This is a genomic window from Prescottella sp. R16 (genome assembly GCF_030656875.1).
Lineage (GTDB): Bacteria > Actinomycetota > Actinomycetes > Mycobacteriales > Mycobacteriaceae > Prescottella.
The window spans coordinates 158279-178493 of record NZ_CP130943.1; the positions used below are offsets into that span (position 1 = coordinate 158279).

General features: G+C 70.0%; 20 protein-coding genes. 11 read left to right on the plus strand and 9 right to left on the minus strand.

Annotation, left to right across the window (positions count from 1 at the left end; translation table 11 throughout):
* Positions 1-6 precede the first annotated feature (6 nt).
* Positions 7-636: a DUF6474 family protein gene (locus tag Q5696_RS00725; RefSeq protein WP_305093341.1), complete on the minus strand. Its 630-nt coding sequence runs from the start codon at positions 634-636 to the stop codon at positions 7-9.
* A 75-nt stretch (positions 637-711) separates the two neighbouring features.
* Here Q5696_RS00725 and Q5696_RS00730 point away from each other — a divergent pair, with 75 nt between their 5' ends.
* Complete coding sequence (locus Q5696_RS00730; RefSeq protein ID WP_305093342.1) at positions 712-2313, plus strand: TM0106 family RecB-like putative nuclease; 1602 nt, start codon at positions 712-714, stop codon at positions 2311-2313.
* 334 nt (positions 2314-2647) lie between these two features.
* Here Q5696_RS00730 and Q5696_RS00735 read toward each other — a convergent pair whose 3' ends face one another.
* From Q5696_RS00735 to Q5696_RS00760, 6 genes are all read right to left on the minus strand, one after another.
* Positions 2648-3415, minus strand: coding sequence for an SDR family NAD(P)-dependent oxidoreductase (locus Q5696_RS00735; RefSeq protein ID WP_305093343.1), 768 nt, complete (start codon positions 3413-3415; stop codon positions 2648-2650).
* 158 nt (positions 3416-3573) lie between these two features.
* Complete coding sequence (locus Q5696_RS00740; protein WP_305093344.1) at positions 3574-4755, minus strand: VWA domain-containing protein; 1182 nt, start codon at positions 4753-4755, stop codon at positions 3574-3576.
* Positions 4752-6968, minus strand: a complete 2217-nt coding sequence (locus Q5696_RS00745) for a DUF5682 family protein (RefSeq protein ID WP_305093345.1) — start codon at positions 6966-6968, stop codon at positions 4752-4754. Before Q5696_RS00745 ends, Q5696_RS00740 begins: the two co-directional genes overlap by 4 nt.
* Positions 6947-8050 (minus strand): ATP-binding protein, encoded by a 1104-nt coding sequence (locus tag Q5696_RS00750; protein WP_305093346.1) that lies wholly within the window; start codon positions 8048-8050, stop codon positions 6947-6949. The genes Q5696_RS00745 and Q5696_RS00750 overlap by 22 nt, the downstream gene beginning before the upstream one ends.
* Positions 8047-9462, minus strand: a complete 1416-nt coding sequence (locus Q5696_RS00755; RefSeq protein ID WP_305093347.1) for a DUF5691 domain-containing protein — start codon at positions 9460-9462, stop codon at positions 8047-8049. The genes Q5696_RS00750 and Q5696_RS00755 overlap by 4 nt, the downstream gene beginning before the upstream one ends.
* Positions 9459-10739 (minus strand): SWIM zinc finger family protein, encoded by a 1281-nt coding sequence (locus tag Q5696_RS00760; protein ID WP_305093348.1) that lies wholly within the window; start codon positions 10737-10739, stop codon positions 9459-9461. The genes Q5696_RS00755 and Q5696_RS00760 overlap by 4 nt, the downstream gene beginning before the upstream one ends.
* Positions 10740-10852: 113 nt before the next feature.
* Here Q5696_RS00760 and Q5696_RS00765 point away from each other — a divergent pair, with 113 nt between their 5' ends.
* The 10 genes from Q5696_RS00765 to Q5696_RS00810 all read left to right on the plus strand — a co-directional run bounded on the left by Q5696_RS00765 (position 10853) and on the right by Q5696_RS00810 (position 18246).
* Positions 10853-11173: an SAV_915 family protein gene (locus Q5696_RS00765; RefSeq protein WP_305093349.1), complete on the plus strand. Its 321-nt coding sequence runs from the start codon at positions 10853-10855 to the stop codon at positions 11171-11173.
* Entirely contained in the window at positions 11170-11469 is a 300-nt protein-coding gene (locus tag Q5696_RS00770; RefSeq protein WP_305093350.1) for a hypothetical protein, read from the plus strand. Before Q5696_RS00765 ends, Q5696_RS00770 begins: the two co-directional genes overlap by 4 nt.
* On the plus strand, positions 11470-12585 hold the full coding sequence (locus Q5696_RS00775) for a WXG100-like domain-containing protein (RefSeq protein ID WP_305093351.1): 1116 nt from the start codon (positions 11470-11472) through the stop codon (positions 12583-12585).
* Between the two features lie 101 nt (positions 12586-12686).
* A complete protein-coding gene (locus tag Q5696_RS00780) occupies positions 12687-13214 on the plus strand; it encodes a hypothetical protein (protein WP_305093352.1) in 528 nt (175 codons plus the stop codon).
* A 92-nt stretch (positions 13215-13306) separates the two neighbouring features.
* Entirely contained in the window at positions 13307-13666 is a 360-nt protein-coding gene (locus tag Q5696_RS00785; protein WP_305093353.1) for a RidA family protein, read from the plus strand.
* A gap of 194 nt (positions 13667-13860) precedes the next feature.
* On the plus strand, positions 13861-15384 hold the full coding sequence (locus Q5696_RS00790) for a flavin-containing monooxygenase (RefSeq protein ID WP_305095410.1): 1524 nt from the start codon (positions 13861-13863) through the stop codon (positions 15382-15384).
* An 80-nt stretch (positions 15385-15464) separates the two neighbouring features.
* The gene (locus Q5696_RS00795) at positions 15465-16049 is read left to right on the plus strand and encodes a hypothetical protein (protein WP_305093354.1); all 585 of its coding nucleotides are present in this window, start codon (positions 15465-15467) and stop codon (positions 16047-16049) included.
* Between the two features lies 1 nt (position 16050).
* Positions 16051-16683: a DUF6308 family protein gene (locus Q5696_RS00800; RefSeq protein ID WP_305093355.1), complete on the plus strand. Its 633-nt coding sequence runs from the start codon at positions 16051-16053 to the stop codon at positions 16681-16683.
* Positions 16684-16770: 87 nt separating this feature from the next.
* Positions 16771-17397: a TIGR03086 family metal-binding protein gene (locus Q5696_RS00805; RefSeq protein ID WP_305093356.1), complete on the plus strand. Its 627-nt coding sequence runs from the start codon at positions 16771-16773 to the stop codon at positions 17395-17397.
* Between the two features lie 201 nt (positions 17398-17598).
* Positions 17599-18246, plus strand: a complete 648-nt coding sequence (locus Q5696_RS00810; protein ID WP_305093357.1) for a PadR family transcriptional regulator — start codon at positions 17599-17601, stop codon at positions 18244-18246.
* A 117-nt stretch (positions 18247-18363) separates the two neighbouring features.
* Here Q5696_RS00810 and Q5696_RS00815 read toward each other — a convergent pair whose 3' ends face one another.
* Together Q5696_RS00815 and Q5696_RS00820 are read right to left on the minus strand one after the other, a co-directional pair.
* Positions 18364-18984, minus strand: coding sequence for a response regulator (locus tag Q5696_RS00815; protein ID WP_305093358.1), 621 nt, complete (start codon positions 18982-18984; stop codon positions 18364-18366).
* On the minus strand, positions 18981-20129 hold the full coding sequence (locus Q5696_RS00820) for a sensor histidine kinase (protein ID WP_305093359.1): 1149 nt from the start codon (positions 20127-20129) through the stop codon (positions 18981-18983). Before Q5696_RS00820 ends, Q5696_RS00815 begins: the two co-directional genes overlap by 4 nt.
* Positions 20130-20215 lie beyond the last annotated feature (86 nt).

The window sequence follows — 20215 nt, forward strand, 5'->3', positions numbered from 1 at the left end:
GCGGCGTCAGCGGACGCCGAGACGGGCCAGGATGTCGGCTTCGACGCCGTCGAGCTCCGACGAGATCGCGTGATGCGCCTGCTTGCGGCGGGTCGGCGGCATCTGCTCGGCGGCCCGGACCGCAGTGTCCAGATCGGTCAGGCGGGCCCGGACGGCGGACGCGAACTGCTGCGTCTCGGCATCGTTCGGGTGCTTGGTGACGATCTCGGTGATCGACTTGTCGGCACCGGCGATCCGGGCACTGAGCTTGGCTCCGTGCCCGGTGTACTCGCCGAGCTGATCGACGGCGATACCCATGCGCTGCGCCCGCTGGGCGTCGAGCTGGGCACGCAACGCCGTCGCACCGCGGTACGCGATCGGCACCACGACCGGCGCCAACATGCGGGCCACACCGAGGTAACGGCGCAGCTGCGCCACCGACAGACCCTTCTGTGCAGCCTTGTCGGCGGCCTTCTTCTGAGCCTCGAAGGTCGCGATCTGTGCCTTGTCGACCTTCTTCTGGGCCTTCGCGTCGGCCCGATGCTTCTTGCGGTCGTTCTTGGCACCGAGCTTCGCCTCGAGCTTGGCCTTGTGCTTGAGCGCCTTCGCTTCGGCCTTGCGCGTGGCGCGCCGCTTACGTTTCTTGAACAACCCCACGGAAAGGCCCTTCCATCTGGTGCTTCGATCGCCGCTTTCGGCTCAACCCTAGGCGAGCACCTAATCTTGCACATCGTGTGTTCCCCGAACGATCCGCGAGACCCCGCCCCCGTGCTGCTCGAGCCGGGTGCTCTGACGCGGTGTCGGCATCGGGTCCACCTCGATGCAACTTTCCCCGAGCAACTGGCCGGTGTGCCGGAGAACACCGGCGTCACCCAGCGGCAGGAGGCGGCCGCCGCGCAGCGCGAGTCGGTGCGGGCCCGGCTCATGGACGCCGACCCCGACGGCTGGGTGCGGATCGCCCCGGACGGTCCGCTCGGGCAGCGTGCCCGGGACACTCTCGACGCGTGCCGGGCCGGGGCCACGAAGATCTGGGGGGCGGTGCTGCCACACGAACGCGACACCGGACGACGCGGGCGCGTCGAGATCCTGCTGCGCGACGCCGACCGCGGCGGCTACCTCCCCGTCATCGTCGTCAACCACAAGGTCACCGACCCCGGCAGCGGCGCCACCACGTCCGGGCTGCTTCGGTGGGAACCGAGGCTCGACGAGCGTCGCAAGGTGCGCGCCCAACTGCGCGACCAGATCCGCCTCGCCCACGTGTACCGGATGCTCGAACGGCACGGACTGGACAGTCCCTCCCGGCTGGGCGGCGCGATCGGCTACGGCGCCGACTGCATCCTCGTACACGACCTGTCGACCGTCCTCGAGGAATACGACACCCGCTTCGCCGACCGGATCGCCGTCGCCCGCGGCGAGCTCGAGACGGTGCCGTCGCAGATCGGTGAATGCCGTGCCTGCCCGTGGTGGCCGCGCTGCCGCGGCGAACTCGAGCAGACACACGACGTGTCCCTCGTGGCGTCCGGTACCCGCGCCGCCGTGCTGCGCGACCACGGGGTGACCACCGTCGACCAACTCGCGGCGTGGGACGGCGACGCCCCCGCCGACTGGCCGCAGGGCTCCTTCCCCGACACCGTCGTCACCGCGCAGGCCTGGCTCGCCGGGGCGCCGCTGGTCCGACGCCACGACACCGTCACCGTCGCCCGCGCCGACGTCGAGGTGGACGTCGACATGGAGAGCTACCAGGAGCACGGCGCCTACCTGTGGGGGACGCTGCTCAACGTCGCCGGCACGTCGGTGTACCGGCCGTTCGTGACGTGGGATCCGGTGCCCACGGCCGACGAGGGCCGGTCGTTCGCCGAATTCTGGACCTGGCTCATGGCCGAACGTGCCGCCGCCGCAGCTGCCGGGAAAACCTTTGCCGCCTATTGTTATTCGCGCTCCGCGGAGGACAAATGGCTTCTGGCGTCGGCCCGTCGGTTCGCCGGAGCCGACGGCATCCCCACTGTCGCCGAGGTGCGCGAATTCATCGACAGCCCACAGTGGGTCGACATCTACCAGGCTGTCGGCGAGAACTTCGTCTGTCCGAACGGCAAGGGGCTCAAGAAGATTGCGCCCATCGCCGGATTCCACTGGCGTGACGAGGAGGCCGGTGGCGAAGCGTCGATGAGCTGGTATCGCGAGGCCGTCGGCTACGACGGCGCCCCCGACGAGTCCCAGCGACAGCGGCTGCTGGAGTACAACGAGGACGACGTCGTCGCGACGAAAGTGTTGCGCGAGTGGATGTCCGGGCGTGCGCTCGACGAGGTCCCGCATGCTCGGGACCTTCGCCCTTAGTCGGACATAGCGTGCAATTTGGTTAAAAACCAACCGGAAGTTACGGTATTTGGGTCATTGCACGTGACGATCTGAGTTCGGAGGTGAATACGCATGCTTCTCGGTTCTCTCGGAGTTACCCTGGGCGGCCTGGTTACCGGTCTGCTCGGCGGCCTCGGCAGCCTCCTCGGCATCTGAGCCCGTCGGCTCGATCGAGTCGACCCTGAATACGTGAACGCACCCCGGACCCGACGCCCGGGGTGCGTTTCGCGTACTTGTCGCGCACACTTCATGGTGCCGACCGTGTTTCGTGCACCTATCGCGATGGAACGGTCGCGAAATGCGAGGGAAGGACCTACCGCGGCGCCATGCGCAGGGCGCCGTCCATGCGGATCGTCTCGCCGTTGAGGTAGTCGTGTTCGACGAGGAACTGTGCAAGCTGCGCGTACTCGTCGGGTTTGCCGAGGCGTGAGGGGAACGGAATCCCGGCCTCGAGGTTCTTGCGGTATTCGTCGGTGACGCCTGCGAGCATCGGGGTGTCGATGGTGCCGGGGGCGATCGTGTTGACGCGGATGCCGACCTGTGCGAGGTCGCGTGCGGCGGTGATCGTCATGGCGTGCACGCCGCCCTTGGACGCGGTGTACGCGATCTGCCCGACCTGTCCCTCGAAGGCCGCCACCGACGCCGTGTTGACGATGATGCCGCGCTGACCCGCGTCGTCCACCGTCGGGAGATGCTGCATCGCGTTCGCGGCCAGGCGCATCACGTTGAACGTGCCCAGCAGGTTGACGGTGATGACGGTGCGGAACAGTTCCAGATCGTGTGGGCCGTTCTTCGACAGGATCCGGCCCGCCCAGCCGACACCCGCACAGTTGACGACGGTGCGCAGCGGCACCCCCGATTCGCCGATCGTGTCGATCGCGGCCTGGACCTCGGTTTCGCTCGTGACGTCGGTGGGCAGGAACGTCACGCCGGCGGGTGCCTTGTCGCCGGCCCGCTCGATGGACTGCGCCAGATCCAACCCGAACACGGTGGCGCCGGCGTCGGCGAAACGCTTCGCGGTCGCGGCGCCGAGACCGGATGCCGCACCGGTGACCAGTGCCGCGGTTCCCTGGATTTCCACTGCTGTTCCCTTCGCTCCGGGTCGGCTCCTTCGGCCGGCCGTGGTGCTCTGCACCCTAACGCGGGGCCGGGCCGGACGAGGGGCATCCGTGCGCGCCGTCCGGAGCAGTTCTCTCGGCATCGCGGTCCTCTCCGGCCCCGACACCTGCTCGCTCACCGTCACGCGCTCGGTGTGTCGCCCAGCCCGCTGCGCTGCACCCACGCGCCGACGTCGCCGCGTTCGAGAGCGACGGCGAGCAGGTCCGGGAACCGGTCCGGGGTACAGGCGAACGCCGGAACCCCCAGCGCCGCAAGCGCGGCCGCATTGTCGCGGTCGTAGGCCGGGGCGCCGTCGTCGGACAGCGCCAACAGCACCACCACCTGGACGCCCGCGGCCTGCATCGCGGCCACCCGGGACAGCATTTCGGCGCGGATCCCGCCCTCGTACAGGTCGGAGATCAGCACGAACAGCGATTCGGTGGGGCGGGTGATCAGCGACTGGCTGTACGCGATGGCCCGGTTGATGTCGGTCCCGCCCCCGAGCTGGGTGCCGAACAGTACGTCCACCGGGTCGGCCAGCTTGTCGGTCAGATCCACCACCGCGGTGTCGAACACCACCAGCGATGTCCGCAGCGCCCGCATCGACGCGAGGACGGCCCCGAACACGGATGCGTACACCACACTCGACGCCATCGACCCGGACTGGTCGATCGCGAGAACCACGTCCCGCTGCACCGCCTGCGAGCGGCGGCCGTAGCCGATCAGCTTCTCCGGCACCACCGTTCGGTACTCGGGCAGATAGTGCTGCAGGTTGGCGCGGATGGTGCGGTGGAAGTCGAGGTCCCGCAGTTTCGGGTTGGTGGTGCGGGCCGCCCGGTTCAACGCCCCGGTCACCGCGGATCGGGTGGCGCGGGCCAGGCGTTCCTCGAGCTGCCGGACGACGGCCTCCACCACCGTCCGCGCGGTCGCCTTGGTGGCCTCGGGCATCACCCGGTTCAGGCTCAGCAGCGTCCCCACCAGGTGTACGTCCGGTTCGACGGCCTCGAGCAGCTCCGGTTCCAGGAGCAGCTGGGTGAGCCCCAGCCGGTCCATCGCGTCGCGCTGCATCACCTGCACCACCGAGACGGGGAAGTAGGTGCGGATGTCGCCGAGCCAGCGCGCCACCCGCGGCGCCGACCCGCCGAGACCGGCGGAGCGGCCGCTCTTCCCGTCGGCGGTCCCGCGGTCGTCGTACAGTGCGGACAGGGCCGCATCCATCGCGGCGTCCGACGGCGACTCCAGCGTGCCCGTCGATTCCTCGGCGGCGTCCCCGAGCAGCAGCCGCCAGCGGCGCAGCCGCTCGTCGTCGACCGGTGCGCTCATGCGGGGACCCCCAGGATCAGGGCGGTGGCCGCCAGGGCCCGGCCGCCGCGGTCGGTGTCGAGAACAGTGCTGATGTCGACGGATCGGGTTCCACCGCACACGATTTCGCCGAGTGTGCGGCGTTCCACAGGCCCGAACCCGCCGAACGTGCGCCGCAGCGCGGGCAGGGCGTCGACGAACTCGTCGGCGTGCAGACCCGACAGCCACGCGTCGACGAGACCGAGCAGGTCCCGGTCGTGGACGAACAGCAGACCGCTGCCACCGGCGAACCCGTCGATCCAGCGGGCCTTCGCGGCGGCCGCGACACCCGCGGACAGTGCCCGCCCCACCCTTGCCGTGGTGGCGGCGGTGTCGAGACGGCCCACGTCGTGCAGCAACCGCACGGTGCGTCCCGTCAGCGTGCCGTCGACGTCGTCGCGTCCGGACAGGGTGGTGAGCGTGTCGAGCCACCGCTGTGTGGATGCCGGATCGTCGCGCAGGGTGACGGCCGTGTGCACGTCGTCGAGGGCGGTGCGCACCGCGTCCGCGGCGTCGGCGTCGAGGCCCGTGACGGCGGCGGGCAGGCCCGCGCAGATCCGCACCAGCAGGGCATCGACGACGCGGTCGAGCGCGGACAGGTCGGTGCCGCGCACGTCGCCGTAACGCAGGGTGCGCACCAACGGCGGCAGCGCCGCCATCAGATGTGCGACGTCGTGGTCGAGGGCCGCGGCGGCGTCCACGGCACCGAGCAGGTCCGCGACGGTGCCGGACAGGTCCGCGAGCAGGGCCTGCTCGAGCAGGGCGGTGACGTCGCCGAGGGTGACGTCGGGGTGTGCGATCCGTTCCCGGACCACCGTCTCGGCGGCCGTCTCCACGGTGGTGCCCCAGCGGGCCGCCTCGACGACGGCGACCGCGAGTTCCGGCTGCCATTGCAGCGTCCACGTCTCCCGGAACGTGCCGGTCGAACGGACCTCCGATCGCGCCGGCTGCGCCCAACTCACATCGATCAGCCGCAGCCGGTGCAGCAGCTGGGAGCGCTGCCGGTCGAGGTCGGTGCGCAGATCCAGATTCAGTTCCTTCGCCGCAGCGGACCGCTTGAGCCGCAACGACTTCGACCGGGCCTGCAGATCGGTCTCGAGGGGGACGGTCGGCGCGGAGGCGGGGACGTCGCCGAGGGCCTCGCCGACGACGAGCCGACGGGTCACCAGATCGAGCAGCAGGTCGTCGCCGTCGCACAGCACCGCCCGGGTGGCCTCGGTGATCTCCTCGAGACCCGGCAGGGGCCGGTCCCGCAGGGCGGCGAGCGTGTCCGCGAGACGGGTGGCCTCGATGACGTGGGCACTCGAGACCGGCAGATCCTCGTCGCGCAGCACCCGCGCCACCTGCGTGAACCAGCGGGCGGTCGGGTGGTCGCCGGCGGTGAACAGGTGCTCGTACCAGCCGGGGGAGACGATGCCCGCCCCGTAACCGGACGCCACCGACAGCCGGGAATGCGTCCACGGCACCCAGGTGAGCGACGCTTTCACCTTCGGCAGCCCGCGCAGCAGTCGCGCGTCCGGGGCTGCCGGGCCCAGCTTGCCGGTGAGCGCGGGCGCGTGCATCGCCCCGCACACCACCGCGACCTTCAACGCGCCCGCCTTGATCGTCGCCCGCAGCACCTGCCGCATGTGTGCTTCGCGACGCGCGGTGTGCTCGTCGAGGTCGATGCCCTCCCGCAGCGCGGCCATCGCATCGGTGATCGCGTCGAACGCGGCGATCGGATCGGACTCCTCACCCGGGCAACGGGATTCGACGACGGCATCCCACCACTGCTCGAAGTCGTCGTAGCCGGCGGCCGCGGCGAGCCCGGTCAACGGGTCGGGACGGTCGGCGTCGACGGGGCGGTCGGCGGCCAGGGCGAGCGTGGCCGGCAGATCGCAGAAGCGGACGTCGGCGTCGTGGAACACCGCCCACCGCAGGGCCTGCCACTCCGGGGAGAAGGAGGCCAGCGGCCAGAATGCCGCCCGCGCAGGATCGTTCGCGGCATACCCGAGCAGCGCCACCGGAGGGCGCAGGTCGTCGTCCAGGGCGAGCGGGGCGAGGGTGTCGGCGTCGGCCGGGCCTTCGACGAGAACGGTGTCCGGCTCGAACGCGTCGAGCGCCCGCAGCACCGCCCGCGCCGACCCGGGTCCGTGGTGCCGGACACCGAACACCCGGACCTCGGCGCTTCCGGTCACCCGGCCACCTCGCGGCACGCCCGGTAGAAGTCGTCCCAGTCGGGGCGATACCGCACGACGGCCTCGAGGTACTCGGTCCACACCACCTTGTCGGCGACCGGATCCTTGAGCACCGACCCGAGGATGCCGGCGGCGACGTCCCCGGCCCGCAGGGTGCCGTCCCCGAAGTGCGCGGCCAGCGCGAGCCCGTTCGTCACCACCGAGATGGCCTCCGCCGTCGACAGCGTCCCGGACGGCGACTTCACCTTGGTGCGGCCGTCGACGGTCACCCCGTCGCGCAGTTCCCGGAACACGGTGACGACGCGCCGGATCTCCTCTGCGGCTGCCGGCACCGGAGGCAGCTCCAGGGCGGTACCGAGCTGTTCGACGCGGCGCACCACGATCGCGACCTCGTCGTCCGCGGACGCGGGCAGCGGCAGCACGACGGTGTTGAAGCGGCGGCGCAGCGCCGACGACAGCTCGTTGACACCGCGATCCCGGTCGTTGGCGGTGGCGATGACGTTGAACCCCTTCGCCGCCTGCACCTCGGTGCCGAGTTCCGGCACCGGCAGCGTCTTCTCCGACAGGATCGTGATGAGCGCGTCCTGCACGTCGGCCGGCATGCGGGTCAGTTCCTCGATGCGGGCGATCGCACCGTCACGCATCGCGGTCAGCACCGGCGACGGCACCACCGCCGCCTCCGACGGGCCCTCGGCGAGCAGCCGCGCATAGTTCCAGCCGTACCGGACGGACTCCTCCGCAGTGCCGGCCGTGCCCTGCACGAGCCGCGTCGACTCCCCGGAGACCGCCGCCGCCAGGTGCTCGGACACCCACGTCTTCGCGGTGCCCGGCACCCCGAGCAGCAGCAGCGCCCGGTCGGTGGCGAGGGTGGCGACCGCGACCTCCATCAACCGGCGCGGGCCGATGTACTTCGGCGAGATCACGGTGCCGTCGGGCAGCGCCCCACCCAGCAGATACGTCACCACCGCCTGCGGCGACAGCTGCCACGACGGCGGGCGCGGCCGGTCGTCGGCCGCGGCGAGTGCCGCGAGTTCGTGCGCGTACTGCTGCTCGGCGTGCGGGCGCAGCAGGGCGGGCTCGGCGGTGATCGTGTCGGTCACGTCAGCTCCTGGTGAAGGTGTCGGCGGTGGGTGAGGACGTCGGCGGCGGCCGCGAACAGGGCCAGCCGGTCGAGGTTGCCGGCGCGGGTCGCAGCCTCGGACAGGACGGGCTGGAACTCGAACGGGGCCCGATGCCCCAGCAGGTCGATCGGGTGCCGCAGCTCGCCGAGCGGGGCCCGTGCCGCATACACCGCACCGAGGACCGCGGCGGCCACGTCGTGCGGCCACGGCGCCGGCAGCACCTCGAGCAGATTGCCGTCGGGCACCGCCCCGTCCGGGGTGGCGAGCAGTCGGGCGACGACAACATCACGGGGCAGATGCCGGGCGACGGGTGTACTGACGGTGCCGTGGCGGCGCAGCAACGCGAGCGCCCAGTCGGCGTCGCCCTGCAGTGCGACGGCCGACGACCACGCGAATTCGGTTGCGTCGGTGAAGGGTTCCGAGATCGTCACGTACGGCAGTGACTCCGGGGTGACACCGAACTCGGACCACACCGTCAGCGGCGCCGCCTGCACGGCGGCGGTGAGCAGGACGTCCGGTCGGCGGGCGGTCCGGGGGTCGAGACCGTCCCGGCGGGCGGTGTCGTCGAACTCGTCCGGCAGGTCCACGGTCACGACGGTGCCGGAGACGGACACCCAGTCCCGCAGGCGCTGCGCCATGCGCTGCCCGAACGCGGACCCCGGCAGCCGCGTCAACAGTCCGACGGCGGCCTGCCGAACGCGCCCGCCGCGGTCGTCGAGGGCGCGCTCGAGCAGGGGTTCGTCGCCGGGACCGAGTCCGTTCGCGAGCGCCGACACCAGTGCCGCGCGCACGTCCGCCTTCTCGGACGTCCAGGCCGCGGTGAGCAGCGCGGTGGCCGCCTCCGGATCGGTGTCGCGCAGCGCCGCGAACCAGCGCAACCGGATCGCGGGGGAACCGTGCCGCCAGTCCTCGTCGTCCGACGGGTCCGGCAGCCGCAGCGGTGCCCAATCCGGGTTGCGGGCCGCGAGCCACTGCCCGCGGGGTCCGGCGAACTCGACGAGACGGTCACGGTGCGCGGTGCGACGCAGGGCGGCGTCGAGAACCTCCGCCAGCAGCGGCGGTGGGGCACGGAAACCCGTTGCTACGTCGAACCATTCGGGGAGCAGTGAGGAATCGACGACGAGCATCGACCGCAGCCGTTCGACCGCAGCATCGGGCAGGGCCGGACGGGGATCGTCGTCGGCGGGTGCCGGGAGCGCGGTCGTGGTGGGAGTGGCGGCGCCGGCGAGGAACGCCGACTCGAGGGCCGCCGCTGCGAGCAGTGTGGTCGCCGGATCGGCGTCCAGGGTCGTCGCCGTCGCTGCGGTGTGCAGGTCGGACAGCGGCAGCGTTGACCGTGCTGTACCGAGAAGCGCAGCAGCGGTGAGGGATTCGGGGAAGGGGCGGTTCATGTGGAGACCACCGCTGCGGCGTCGAACACGGAAACCGGAATCAGGGCCGTGCCGTCCCAGGTTCCGCACACGGTGACCGGCTGCCCACCGGAGACGGCCAGTAGTCGCCAGCGGGCCGCGTCGTCGCCGCCGACCGGGAGTGCCCGGCCGGCACGATCGACGACGTGCCAGACGCCTCCGGTGACGGTGGGGGTGACGTCGGCGAGCAGCATCGGCCACGACCGCAGCCACGGATCGGCGGCCAGGGCACCCGCATAGCCGTCGAGCGCCGTGTCGAGATCGGTGGCGGGTGGTGTGGGACACGGCTGTGGGGCACCGTGTTGCGTGCCCAGGAGCGCACGCAACGGTGCCGCACCCGGATGGAAGTGCAGGTCGGCGTCGACGATCGTGCCGGGAATCGGTGCCGCCGTGGCGAACTGGGCGCTACCGTGCGCGAAGTCGAGGAGCAGCGCCCAACGGCCGCTGTCGCGTCCGAGGAGCCACGCCCGGCGGGCGAGCAGTCGCCCCTCCTCGGCGGTGCGGACGGCCAGCACCTGCCAGTGATCGCGCACCGAGGGGCGGGCGCGAACGTCGTCGGCACGCACCGGAACACCGAGATGTGTTGCGACGGTGACATTCAGGTCGTCGGGAAGGCGGTCGCGGTCCCGGAACGCACGGATCAGCAGGTGCAGTCGCGCGTACGCGGCCAGCAGCGGAGCCGGCCAGTCCGGGTCGGACGCGACCAGAGCGGGCAGCGATCGCAGGGTGGCGGCGACGCCGGGGGCCTGCGCGTCGACCATGCGGGCGGCGATCGCGTCGTACGTTGCGGTGTCGTGGGTGACCGAGCCGAGCCCGGCGGTGATCCGGTCGGTCAGCCAGCGTTCGAGTTCGCCGAGGCCCGCCGCGATCCGGTCGGTGCGACGCTCCACCGTCGCCGGGTCCGGTGTGGCGTCGACGGCGGGTTTCGCGGTAGCGCGCGCGGCCCGCCCGGCGATCCACTCGGTGACGAACTCGGGGGCCGCACCGGTCGGGATCCGGCCCTCCGACCAGCACAGCAGCAGACCCACCGCGTGCTTGCACGGGAACTTGCGGCTCGGGCACGAACAACGGTAGGCGGGGCCCGTCAGATCGACCGCCGCAAGATACGGCGCCTTCCCGCTGCCCCGGCACGACCCCCACAGGGCGCTGCCGTCACAGCCCAGGTCCGACCACTTCGAGGACAACGACCGCGCCGCCGACAGCGATGCTGCATCGGGTGCTGCGGCCGCGACCTGCGCGGGAGTCCAGGGATCGATCACTCGGCAGAACGTACGGCAGGGGGCCGACAAGTTGCCAAGCGCGCAGGTCGATCGTGGGGATCGTCACGGACGGACGCTACGGTGGACGACGCATGTCCTGGGGAGGAGACGAAATGCGTGGGGGAATTCTGTATCTGCCGATCACCGGCCGGCCCGGTGCGATGGCGCAACTGGAACTGCGGCGGCTGCCGGACGGGCGGCTGGCCCTACCGGCCTACACGACGCTCGATCAGCTCGTGACCTGCTGCGGGCCGCACCAGCCGTGGGCGAGCGTCGACGACACCGGATTGCGTGACGTGGCGCAGACGACCGGATACGACACGGTGCTGCTCGACGCGGAACTACCGGCCGAGGCGCGGCACCGCGAGATGCCGCCGGAGCCGGACGAGTATCGGCCCACGTCGTGGCTGAGCGACGGCTGGGGTGACCGGTGAGCGGCATCGAGGTCGGGAACCTGAACGAGATCGCGCGGGTACTGGCCGACGCAGCACGCGGGTTCGACGAGGCCGGCGCCGACGCCCCCGACGTCCCCGATGCGGGCGCCTCGACGGGCACGATCGCGGAACTGCTGGCCTCGATCGCCGACGCCATGGGCACCGTCACGGCGTCCGCGGCAATGGCAGCCGACGTCGTGCAGGCGAACCTCGGCGACTACCGCGCGGCCGACGAATCCAGCGGACAGCAATACCTGGACGTGTCCGGGCTGATTCCCCGGCCGGAGGGCGAGTAGATGCCGATCGAGGTGTTCGTTCCGGGGGATCCGCGCGCGTGCCGGGACTGCGCCGATCGGCTGGAGGGCCTGGCCGCTGCGGTGGCACGGCAGTCCACGGCGTTCGTCAAGGCCCGCTGGACGTCGGAATCCGAGTGGCAGGGCTCGGCCGGCGACGGGTTCCGGGAGCGGATTTCCGGAATGAACGTCGGTGCGAGTGGGATCGCCGAGTCGGCACGGACAGCAGCAGAACATCTGCGGGTGTTCGCGGACGGACTCGAGACCGCCCGGGCGAGGATGGGGCAGGCCGTGGAAATCGCGGACCGTGCGGGACTGCGCGTGGAATCGGACGGTAGCGGTCCCGTCGTCATCGCGGACCCGGACGAGGCGGTCGGCGACACCATCGATGCCGGGGTGCGGGCCGCGCAGCAGCGCGCCGCATACGACGAGGCCGCCGAGATCGCCGGAGACGGACGTGACGCGGAATCCGCCGCGCACACGGCGCTACAAGGTGTCCTCGGAGAGATCGACACCGCAGTCCAGGACATGCGGGCACAGTGGTACTGGATGGCCGCTGCCGGAGTCACCGGCTACATCGGCACCGCCGCCGGAGAAGTCGTGAAATGGGCCGAAGTCTCCGACATACGACGCGGACAACTCGACAAGTTCCGGACCCTCGCCACCGACGCCGCCCGCAGCGGCGACCCCTACTGGGAGACCACCGCCGCCCGAGCCGTCACCACCTTCGAATCCGCGGCAGACGATGCGGCCAGAGTGGTGTCGCAGAACAATCGGTTGATCGGTGGCCTGGCGGACAACCCCGTGGCGAAGGCACTGTCGACACCGGTCATGAAAGACGGTGCATCCGCGATATCGAAAGTGGGATCGAAGGTTCCCGTTGTCGGTGTCGTCCTTACCGGAACACAGACCTACTTCGATGTCAGAGCGGCCGAAGACGGTGGTGACGCGGCCCTGGCGATCGCGAAGAACACCAGTGGATTCGTGGCGGGCACAGGGGCGACCGCGTTGATTCTGGCCAGCGTGGCGGGAGGACCGGCCACTGTGGTCGCTGTTGGTGTCGGAGCGCTCGTCACCTGGGGTACCGGCTATGCGATTCAAAAGGTGTGGGGGGATTGACCGTGCGAGGTTCGGACGAATACCGACTGCTACCACCGATGCCCGATTCTGTGACGGGCGAACCGCGGCCACCTGTCGCTCCACGGAGCGAGTCCCGAGCGATGGAGACGACACCGGAGGGGCCGGTTCCCGGCTCCCGTCCGCCCGGCCCCGAACACCTGGGGCCGGTCCTGGAGTGGTCGCTTCCAACGAGGAAGCTCCGATGGCAGGCCGGGCTGCTGTTGATCGCTGTCACCGTCGTGTTCCTCACCGTCGCCAACGGCTTCAGCTGGATGACCTACTGGGATGTCTGGCTGTTCGTTCTGGCTGGCGGCTTGTTCATGTACTGGCGCCTCGGCGGGGAGTGGTTCGCTGCCGGTGCCCGATGGGTTCAGGTCAACAGTTCGTGGGTCGACACGTACGAGTTGGTGGAGATCAAGTTTTCGGCCGATGGCGTGAATCGTGTTCTGCGGTTGAAGGATTCGTCGGGTCGGCAGATCTATTCGTTCCGGTTGCGGAATGTGCAGTCGAATCCGCGGATGTGGGATCTGGTGTACAACGGGATTCTGCATTCGGTGGCGTCGGGGGAGTGTCGGGTGACGCCGCGGGCGCGGCAGATCTTGAAGCTGCCGGTGGGGTCGGGGGAGTAGGCCCGCTCGTCGCGTCGGTTTCGTTCAGCGAGCCGACCTCGGGCTATGGTCGGACGAACTCGTTGCTGCCGAACCGTCCGAGGGAGTACTCGATGTCGATGACCGAGGTGTCCGCCGACCACCCGTACAGTCCGGCTTTCGTCGCCGGCGGATTCGTGTTCGTGTCCGGGGCGCTGTCCGTCACCGCCGACGGCATCGCAGTGCCCGGCCGGACAGAGGCACTGGACGCCGCGATCGAGCGGATGGTGGATCGGCTCGCCACGGTCGGCGGTGACCTGAAAGATGTTGTGAAACTCACCTATTTCGTCACCGACCTATCCCTGCGTGAAGAAGCGAACCGGCAGTTCGAGCGGATCTTCGACGTACCTCGCCCCGCTCGCACCTTCGTCGGCGTCAGCGGACTCCCCTACGGCGCGACAGTCGAAATCGACGCCGTCGCCGTCCATCGCTGAACGCCGGTTACCGGCACCGACAAGAGCGCCGATCTCGGGCCGGGGCAAGTTGTCGGTCACCGGGTCTTCCTCGCGCGTGCAGCAGCACCCATGAGAACAGACGCAGCGGTCACATTTCTTGTTCCGTCGTATCGACGAACAAACGTGCCGAAACCCTGGCCGGACCCACCCATGTGAGTGATACTGGTAGTGACATGTATCTGGGGAAGGGTGCGCCCGTGGAGCAGAACACGCAGTACGACGCCGTGATCGTCGGGGCCGGCTTCGGCGGTATGGGTGCGGCGATCGCCCTGGTCCGTCTCGGCCTGACGAACCTGGCCATCCTCGAACGCGAGGACGACCTCGGCGGCACGTGGCACGTCAACCGCTACCCGGGTCTTGCCGTCGACATCGCGTCGGTCACCTATTCGTACTCGTTCGAGCCGAATCCGCACTGGTCGCGGCTGTTCGCGCCCGGTGCCGAGCTCAAGCGATATGCCGAGCACGTCGCCGACAAGTACGACCTGCGCCGGTACATGCGATTCGGCACCGTCGTCACCGGCGCCCGCTGGGACGAGGACGCCCGGCACTGGGTGGTGTCGACCGAGGGCGGCGGCCAGGTCACCGGGCGCTACCTGCTCACCGCGACCGGGTTCCTGTCGCAGCCGCAACTGCCGGCCATCGACGGCATCGACACGTTCGCCGGGCGGGTGCTGCACACCACCGCCTGGGAGGACGGCATCGACCTGGCCGGGTCGCGGTCCGCGATCATCGGTACCGGCGCCACCGCCGTCCAGTTGATCCCCGAGGTCGCCCGCAAGGCACGGGAGCTCACCGTCTACCAGCGCACCCCCATCTGGGTGGTGCCGAAGCTCGACATGCCGATTCCCGCTGTGGTGCAACGACTCTTCTCGCGGGTACCGGTGACGCAGCGCGTGGCCCGGGCGGTCAGCGACGCCATCCTCGAGGGCATCATGGTGAGCGCGGTGCTGCACTATCGGCAGGCGAAGATCCTCAACAAGGGTGCCGCGGCGGCGTCGAAGCTGTTCCTGCGCGCGCAGGTGCGCAACGCCGATCTGCGCCGGCAACTGACGCCGCACTACGACTTCGGCTGCAAACGGCCCACCTTCTCGAACCACTACTACCGGACGTTCACGAAGAAGAACGTGAAGTTGGAGACCACTTCGATCGCGCGCATCGAACCGGACGCCGTCGTCACCACCGACGGCCGGCGCACCGACATCGACACGCTGATCCTGGCGACCGGCTTCAACCTGTGGGACGTGAACTTCCCCGCCATCGAGGTCATCGGGCGCGACGGTCGCAATCTCGGGAAGTGGTGGCGGGACAACCGCTTCCAGGCGTACGAGGGGGTCGCGGTGCCGAAGTTCCCGAACTTCCTCACGCTCGCGAGTCCGTACTCGTACAGCGGGCTGTCGTACTTCACCACCATCGAATCGCAGATGGCGCACATGACCCGGCTGTTCACCGAGATGCGGCGACAAGGCGCCGACGTCTTCGAGGTCACCGAGGACGCCAACACCCGATTCCTCGACCGGATGACCGCGAACCTCGACGACTCGGTCTTCTACGGCGGCAGCTGCGGTTCGGCGCGGTCCTACTACTTCAACCAGCACGGCGAAGCCGCGCTGCTGCGTCCGACGTCGACGGCCAACGCCTTCGCAGAGGCGCGGAGCTTCCCGCTGGGCGACTATCGGATGGAGTCGTCGAGCGTCTGAGGGGAGGGGGCCGCTGGCGCCGAGTCGAGGATCCTCGGCGCAGTATCCTCGGAGGTCGCCCCACGACTCGAGGATCATCCATGCCTGACATCCACCCGGCCGCGACCGACGCCAACTTCAAGCTGCTGCAGACCGACCCGTTCTTCGACGTGGTGGTCGATCTGATCGCCGGCTATCTCGCGTCGGCGTTCGACGACCCGGCCGCGGTCGAGGTGGACGAGTGGACGCTGAGTTGCCTGCCGAGCACGAACAAGACGGCCGAGCGTGAGCGCCTGTTCACCCTCAACATCGGCCCGATGGAAGTGCTCTACGTGGAGCGCTACACGGAGAACGGCGAGACCGTCGACTTCCGTACCGTGCTGTTCGCGTCGCTGTCGGCGCTGCAGCGCAGCACCGGATACAGCCTCGACGGGCTGGCGCTGGCCAACCCGCTGCTGCGTTTGAAGCAGACCGAACACGCGTCCGCGGACGGTGACGGTGTGCTGATCGACTGGTTCCTCTCCGACGAGGGAGCCGACGAGCAGTTCTTCGAACTGCCGCTCGACGAGACGACGATTCGTCCGCTGGCCGAGCTGCTGGTGAGCAAGGGACGCGGTCCGTTCGCGCAGTACCACAACCGTGCGTTCGCGCAGCACGTCCTCGACGTGATGAACGAGGATGCCTGACATGACGATTCGGCTCCCGAAGGTTCTGGCGTCCGGCGACGACGCTGCTGTCGAGGTCCTGCGACGGTACTTCACCGAGCCGCTCGTCAAGACCGGGTATCTGCGCAGCGGAGCCCGTTGGGATACGTGGGACTCGACCGGGACCCGCGAGCGGGACGCCGACGTCTTCACCGCGGACGATCTCGTGGCGGTGACGATGCTGGCAGTGGAAGTCTCTCCGGACGGTGCGCAGATCCTGCTACGGGAGCGCGGTGACGAGTTCACCCAGTTGCTGGCCGCCGTCGGCCCCGATCGGGATCTGGTCGACGAGCCACACGAACTGACGGCCGAGTCGCCGGTGTGCCGGCTCGAGACGGCGCTGTGGACGGTCCCGAGCATCGGCCGGACCGTGGCGTCGAAGCTGATCGCACGGAAACGGCCGCGGCTGTTCCCGATCTACGATCGCGTGATCGGAGAGGTGCTCGACACCAAGCAGGCGCACCTCGAGCCCGTGCGGCAGGCGCTGCGTGCAGACGACGGAAAACTGCATCGACGCCTCGTCTCGCTGCGGGAACAGGCCGGGTTGGACGAGTCGGTTCCGGCCCTGCGGATCCTGACAGTGCTCGCGTGGATGCAGCTCAAGTCCCCGCACTGATCCGGCGCCACTGATCCGGCGCCGATGAGTTTCGCGCCCCCGCCCGGTCGATACCTGTGAGACGACATTCGACGGACGGAGACACTCATGACGACCGAATACGACCTGGGACCGGCGTCGATGCAGGTGGCGCGGGTGGCCGCCGGGGTTCGTGACGAGCACCTGGGGCTCCCGACGCCCTGCACCGACTGGTCGGTGGCCGACCTGCTGCGGCATCTCCTCGAGCTGACGAACGCGTTCGCGGCCGCTGCCCGCAAGACCCCGTTCCCGGGGGACGGGTCGGCACGACCGACGGAACTGCCGGGGGACTGGCGGGAGCGGCTCGAACGCCAACTCGAGGCACTGCCCGCCGCGTGGCGTGAGCCCGGAGCCTGGGAAGGCGACGCGGAGGCGGGCGGCGTGACGATGCCCGCCTCCGTCATGGGCGTGGTGGCGATCGACGAGCTCGTCCTGCACGGCTGGGACCTCGCACGCGCCACCGGTCAGCCCTTCGAATCCGATCCGGCCGACGTCGAGGCGAGCCTGAGCTTCGCCGCCTCGATGTCCGTGCCCGGGGAGGAAGCCGGACGCGAGGGGCTCTACGGGCCGGTGGTCGCGGTCCCGGACGACGCCTCGGAGCTGGATCGGCTCCTCGGCTACGCCGGACGCGATCCGCAGTGGGCGCCGTCCGGTGAGAGGGTGGACGAACAACCGTCGAGGGGCACCGCGGTGTGAACCGGCACAGCGTCGCACTCGTCGCCGGCCGTCGATCGAGAGCGGGTCCAGCGGCGCTCCATGAAATCCCACGGCTTCGGTCTCGGCGCCCGGTTCCGTCGAATGGCCCATCGAGGCGATCGGTGACTCGCGCCACCCTTTTCAAAGATACGATCACGATATATCGTGAGTGTGTCGGTAAACGAAGAGAAGGAGAAACCGATGAGGAACATGAATCACCGGCGAGGGCCGGAACAGATGCACGGACACCCCGCGTGGGGCGAGGAGATGGGCCGGCAGCGCCGCCATCACCGCCCGTTCGACGGCGAGGACCCCCGCATGCGCGGTGGTCGAGGCCGGGGTCGCGGACACGGCGGACCCCGCGGACGCGGTGGCCTGGGTCGAGCAGGTCGCGGCGACGTCCGCGCAGCCGTCCTGCTCCTGCTGAAGGAGGACTCGATGTACGGCTACCAGCTGATGCAGACCATCACCGATCGCACCAACGGCGCCTGGCGTCCCAGCGCCGGCGCGATCTACCCGACGCTCCAGCAGTTGGAGGACGAGGGCCTGGTCCGGACGAGTGCCGAGGGGGGACGCAAGCTCGTCACGCTCACCGACGCCGGACGCGAGTTCGTCGAGCAGAACGCCGACTCCTGGGGTGACCCCTTCGCCTTCGCGGGATCGGGACCCGATCTGCGTGGACCGCTCCACGACCTGCACGGCGCCGCCCGCCAGGTCCAGATGTCCGGAACCGCCGAGCAACTCGCGGCGGCGGAGAAGGTGCTCACCGACGCCCGACGGGCGCTGTACCTGATCCTGGCCGGCGACGAGCAGGACACGAGTACCGGCGACCACGCCACGGAGTCGTGAGCACCGGCGTGACCGGTCGTCCGGTCACGAAAGGCGCTGCGCGCCGAGCGGTTCGAGGTCGGGGTGTGACAGCGTGGGCGTGCCCTGCACGCGGATCGAAGAGTACGAGGACATCGGTCATCGAATCCCGTCCCGCCGCAAGGCGATCGACACCGCGGCGGCCCGCGAGTCGACGCCCAGCTTGGCGTAGATGTGGGCCAGGTGGGTCTTCACGGTCGCCTCGCTGATGAACAGCCGCTTGCCGAGTTCTCGGTTCGTCAGACCCTCCGCGAGGAGACCCAGCAGCTCGGCCTCCCGTGCCGTCAGCGCCTGATCGGGGCGGCGCATCCGATCCAACACGCGCGCCGCCACCGGTGGCGACAGGACACTTCGGCCCGCGACCGCGTCCCGGAGGGCACCGAAAATGTCCTGTGGCGCCGAATCTTTCAACAGATAGCCGATCGCGCCGGCGTCGAGTGCGCGCACCACGTCCGCATCGGTGTCGTACGTGGTGAACACCAGCACCGGCTGGTCGGGCCGCGCCGCCCGGATCTGCCGGATCGCCTCCACGCCGTCGATACCCGTACCGAGCGCCAGATCCATCATCACCACGTCGGGGGAGCGGTCCGCGGCCGCCGCGACCGCGTCCTCACCGGTATCGACCTCGGCGATCACCTCGATGTCGGGCTGCGAATCCAGCAGCGCCCGCAACCCCGCCCGCACCACGAGATGGTCGTCTACCAGCAGCACCGAGATCACGACGCACCCCCGAGCGGGATCTGCGCCGCGACGACGCTGCCTTCCCCGGGAGTGCTCTCCACCGAGAACGTGCCGCCCAGCTCCTCGACGCGCCGGCGCATCGCCGGGAGGCCGAACCCGCTGGTCGCGCCCACCACGAATCCGACACCGTCGTCGAACACGTCCAGGGCGACGGCATCGGGCAGATACGTCAGGGTCACCCCCACAGTGTGCGCGCGGGCGTGCCGTCGAATGTTCGACGCCGCGCTCTGCACGATCCGCAGCAGCGTGTGCTCGACGTCCGCCGGCAGCCCGACCGGTTCGCCGATCACCCGCAGTTGCGCCGACGGCACGTATCCGCGGACCGCGGCGAGCAGGGCGGCGTCGAGCGTCTGCGTCTCGAGATCGGGGGAGCTCAGGTAGTGGACGAGGTTGCGGGTCTCGGCGAGGTTCTCCCGCAGCGAGCGAGTGGCCACCCGCACCTCGTCCCGGGCCTGCGCGCCGCGCTGGTCCCACACCGCGTCGGCTGCCTCGAGGTGCAGCAGCGCGCTGGTGAGGCCCTGGGTGACGGTGTCGTGGATCTCCCGCGCGAGACGTTCCCGCTCGGAGAGCACGCCGGCCTCCCGCTCGGTGTCCGCGAGCCGTGACTTGGCGGCGACGAGTTCGCCGAGGAGGCGTTCACGCTCGGCGCTGTCCCGCTGCACCTGCCCGTACGCGAGCACGATCAGCGCCCCGGTGCACAGCGGCGCCAGCAGCACCGCCCACTCGGTGCGGCCGCTGAACGACGCGAACTCGATGCCCGCGAACACCGCGAGTGCCGCGACGATCAGATACGCCGCCCAGCGTGGGAACGCGCGCGTGCACAGAAAGAAGATCGGGAACGCCGTCCACGCGAAGCTCGGCGCCAGCCACACCAGCGTCACCCACGACGACAGCACCGGCCACACCCACGGCTGCCAGCCGGTGCCGCGGCGGGACAGCACCACGATCACCGCGTACAGCGCGGCGAGCACGACGATCAGCCCGGCGACGACGAGCCACCGTCCGCTCACCCCGTGATATGTCAGGTAGCGGGCCGTCGACGCCGCGAGCAGCACGTAGAACGAGAGGTGGATCGCGACACCGAGCGGTCCACGGAAGGCCGCGTCGTCCCGGTTGTCCTGCATCGGGCCGATCCTACGGACGATGCCGGGCCCGGGGATCGGCCATTCGGATGATCCGGCGGTGGCCGCGCGGCCGATGCCCGACCATC

Coding starts and splice junctions, on each gene's coding strand:
- Q5696_RS00740 (WP_305093344.1), bottom strand. CDS start 4,755: ATGAGCGCACCGGTCGACGACGAGCGGCTGCGCCGCTGGCGGCTGCTG.
- Q5696_RS00755 (WP_305093347.1), bottom strand. CDS start 9,462: ATGAACCGCCCCTTCCCCGAATCCCTCACCGCTGCTGCGCTTCTCGGT.
- Q5696_RS00765 (WP_305093349.1), top strand. CDS start 10,853: ATGCGTGGGGGAATTCTGTATCTGCCGATCACCGGCCGGCCCGGTGCG.
- Q5696_RS00775 (WP_305093351.1), top strand. CDS start 11,470: ATGCCGATCGAGGTGTTCGTTCCGGGGGATCCGCGCGCGTGCCGGGAC.
- Q5696_RS00780 (WP_305093352.1), top strand. CDS start 12,687: ATGGAGACGACACCGGAGGGGCCGGTTCCCGGCTCCCGTCCGCCCGGC.
- Q5696_RS00785 (WP_305093353.1), top strand. CDS start 13,307: ATGTCGATGACCGAGGTGTCCGCCGACCACCCGTACAGTCCGGCTTTC.
- Q5696_RS00790 (WP_305095410.1), top strand. CDS start 13,861: ATGTATCTGGGGAAGGGTGCGCCCGTGGAGCAGAACACGCAGTACGAC.
- Q5696_RS00795 (WP_305093354.1), top strand. CDS start 15,465: ATGCCTGACATCCACCCGGCCGCGACCGACGCCAACTTCAAGCTGCTG.
- Q5696_RS00800 (WP_305093355.1), top strand. CDS start 16,051: ATGACGATTCGGCTCCCGAAGGTTCTGGCGTCCGGCGACGACGCTGCT.
- Q5696_RS00805 (WP_305093356.1), top strand. CDS start 16,771: ATGACGACCGAATACGACCTGGGACCGGCGTCGATGCAGGTGGCGCGG.
- Q5696_RS00810 (WP_305093357.1), top strand. CDS start 17,599: ATGAGGAACATGAATCACCGGCGAGGGCCGGAACAGATGCACGGACAC.
- Q5696_RS00820 (WP_305093359.1), bottom strand. CDS start 20,129: ATGCAGGACAACCGGGACGACGCGGCCTTCCGTGGACCGCTCGGTGTC.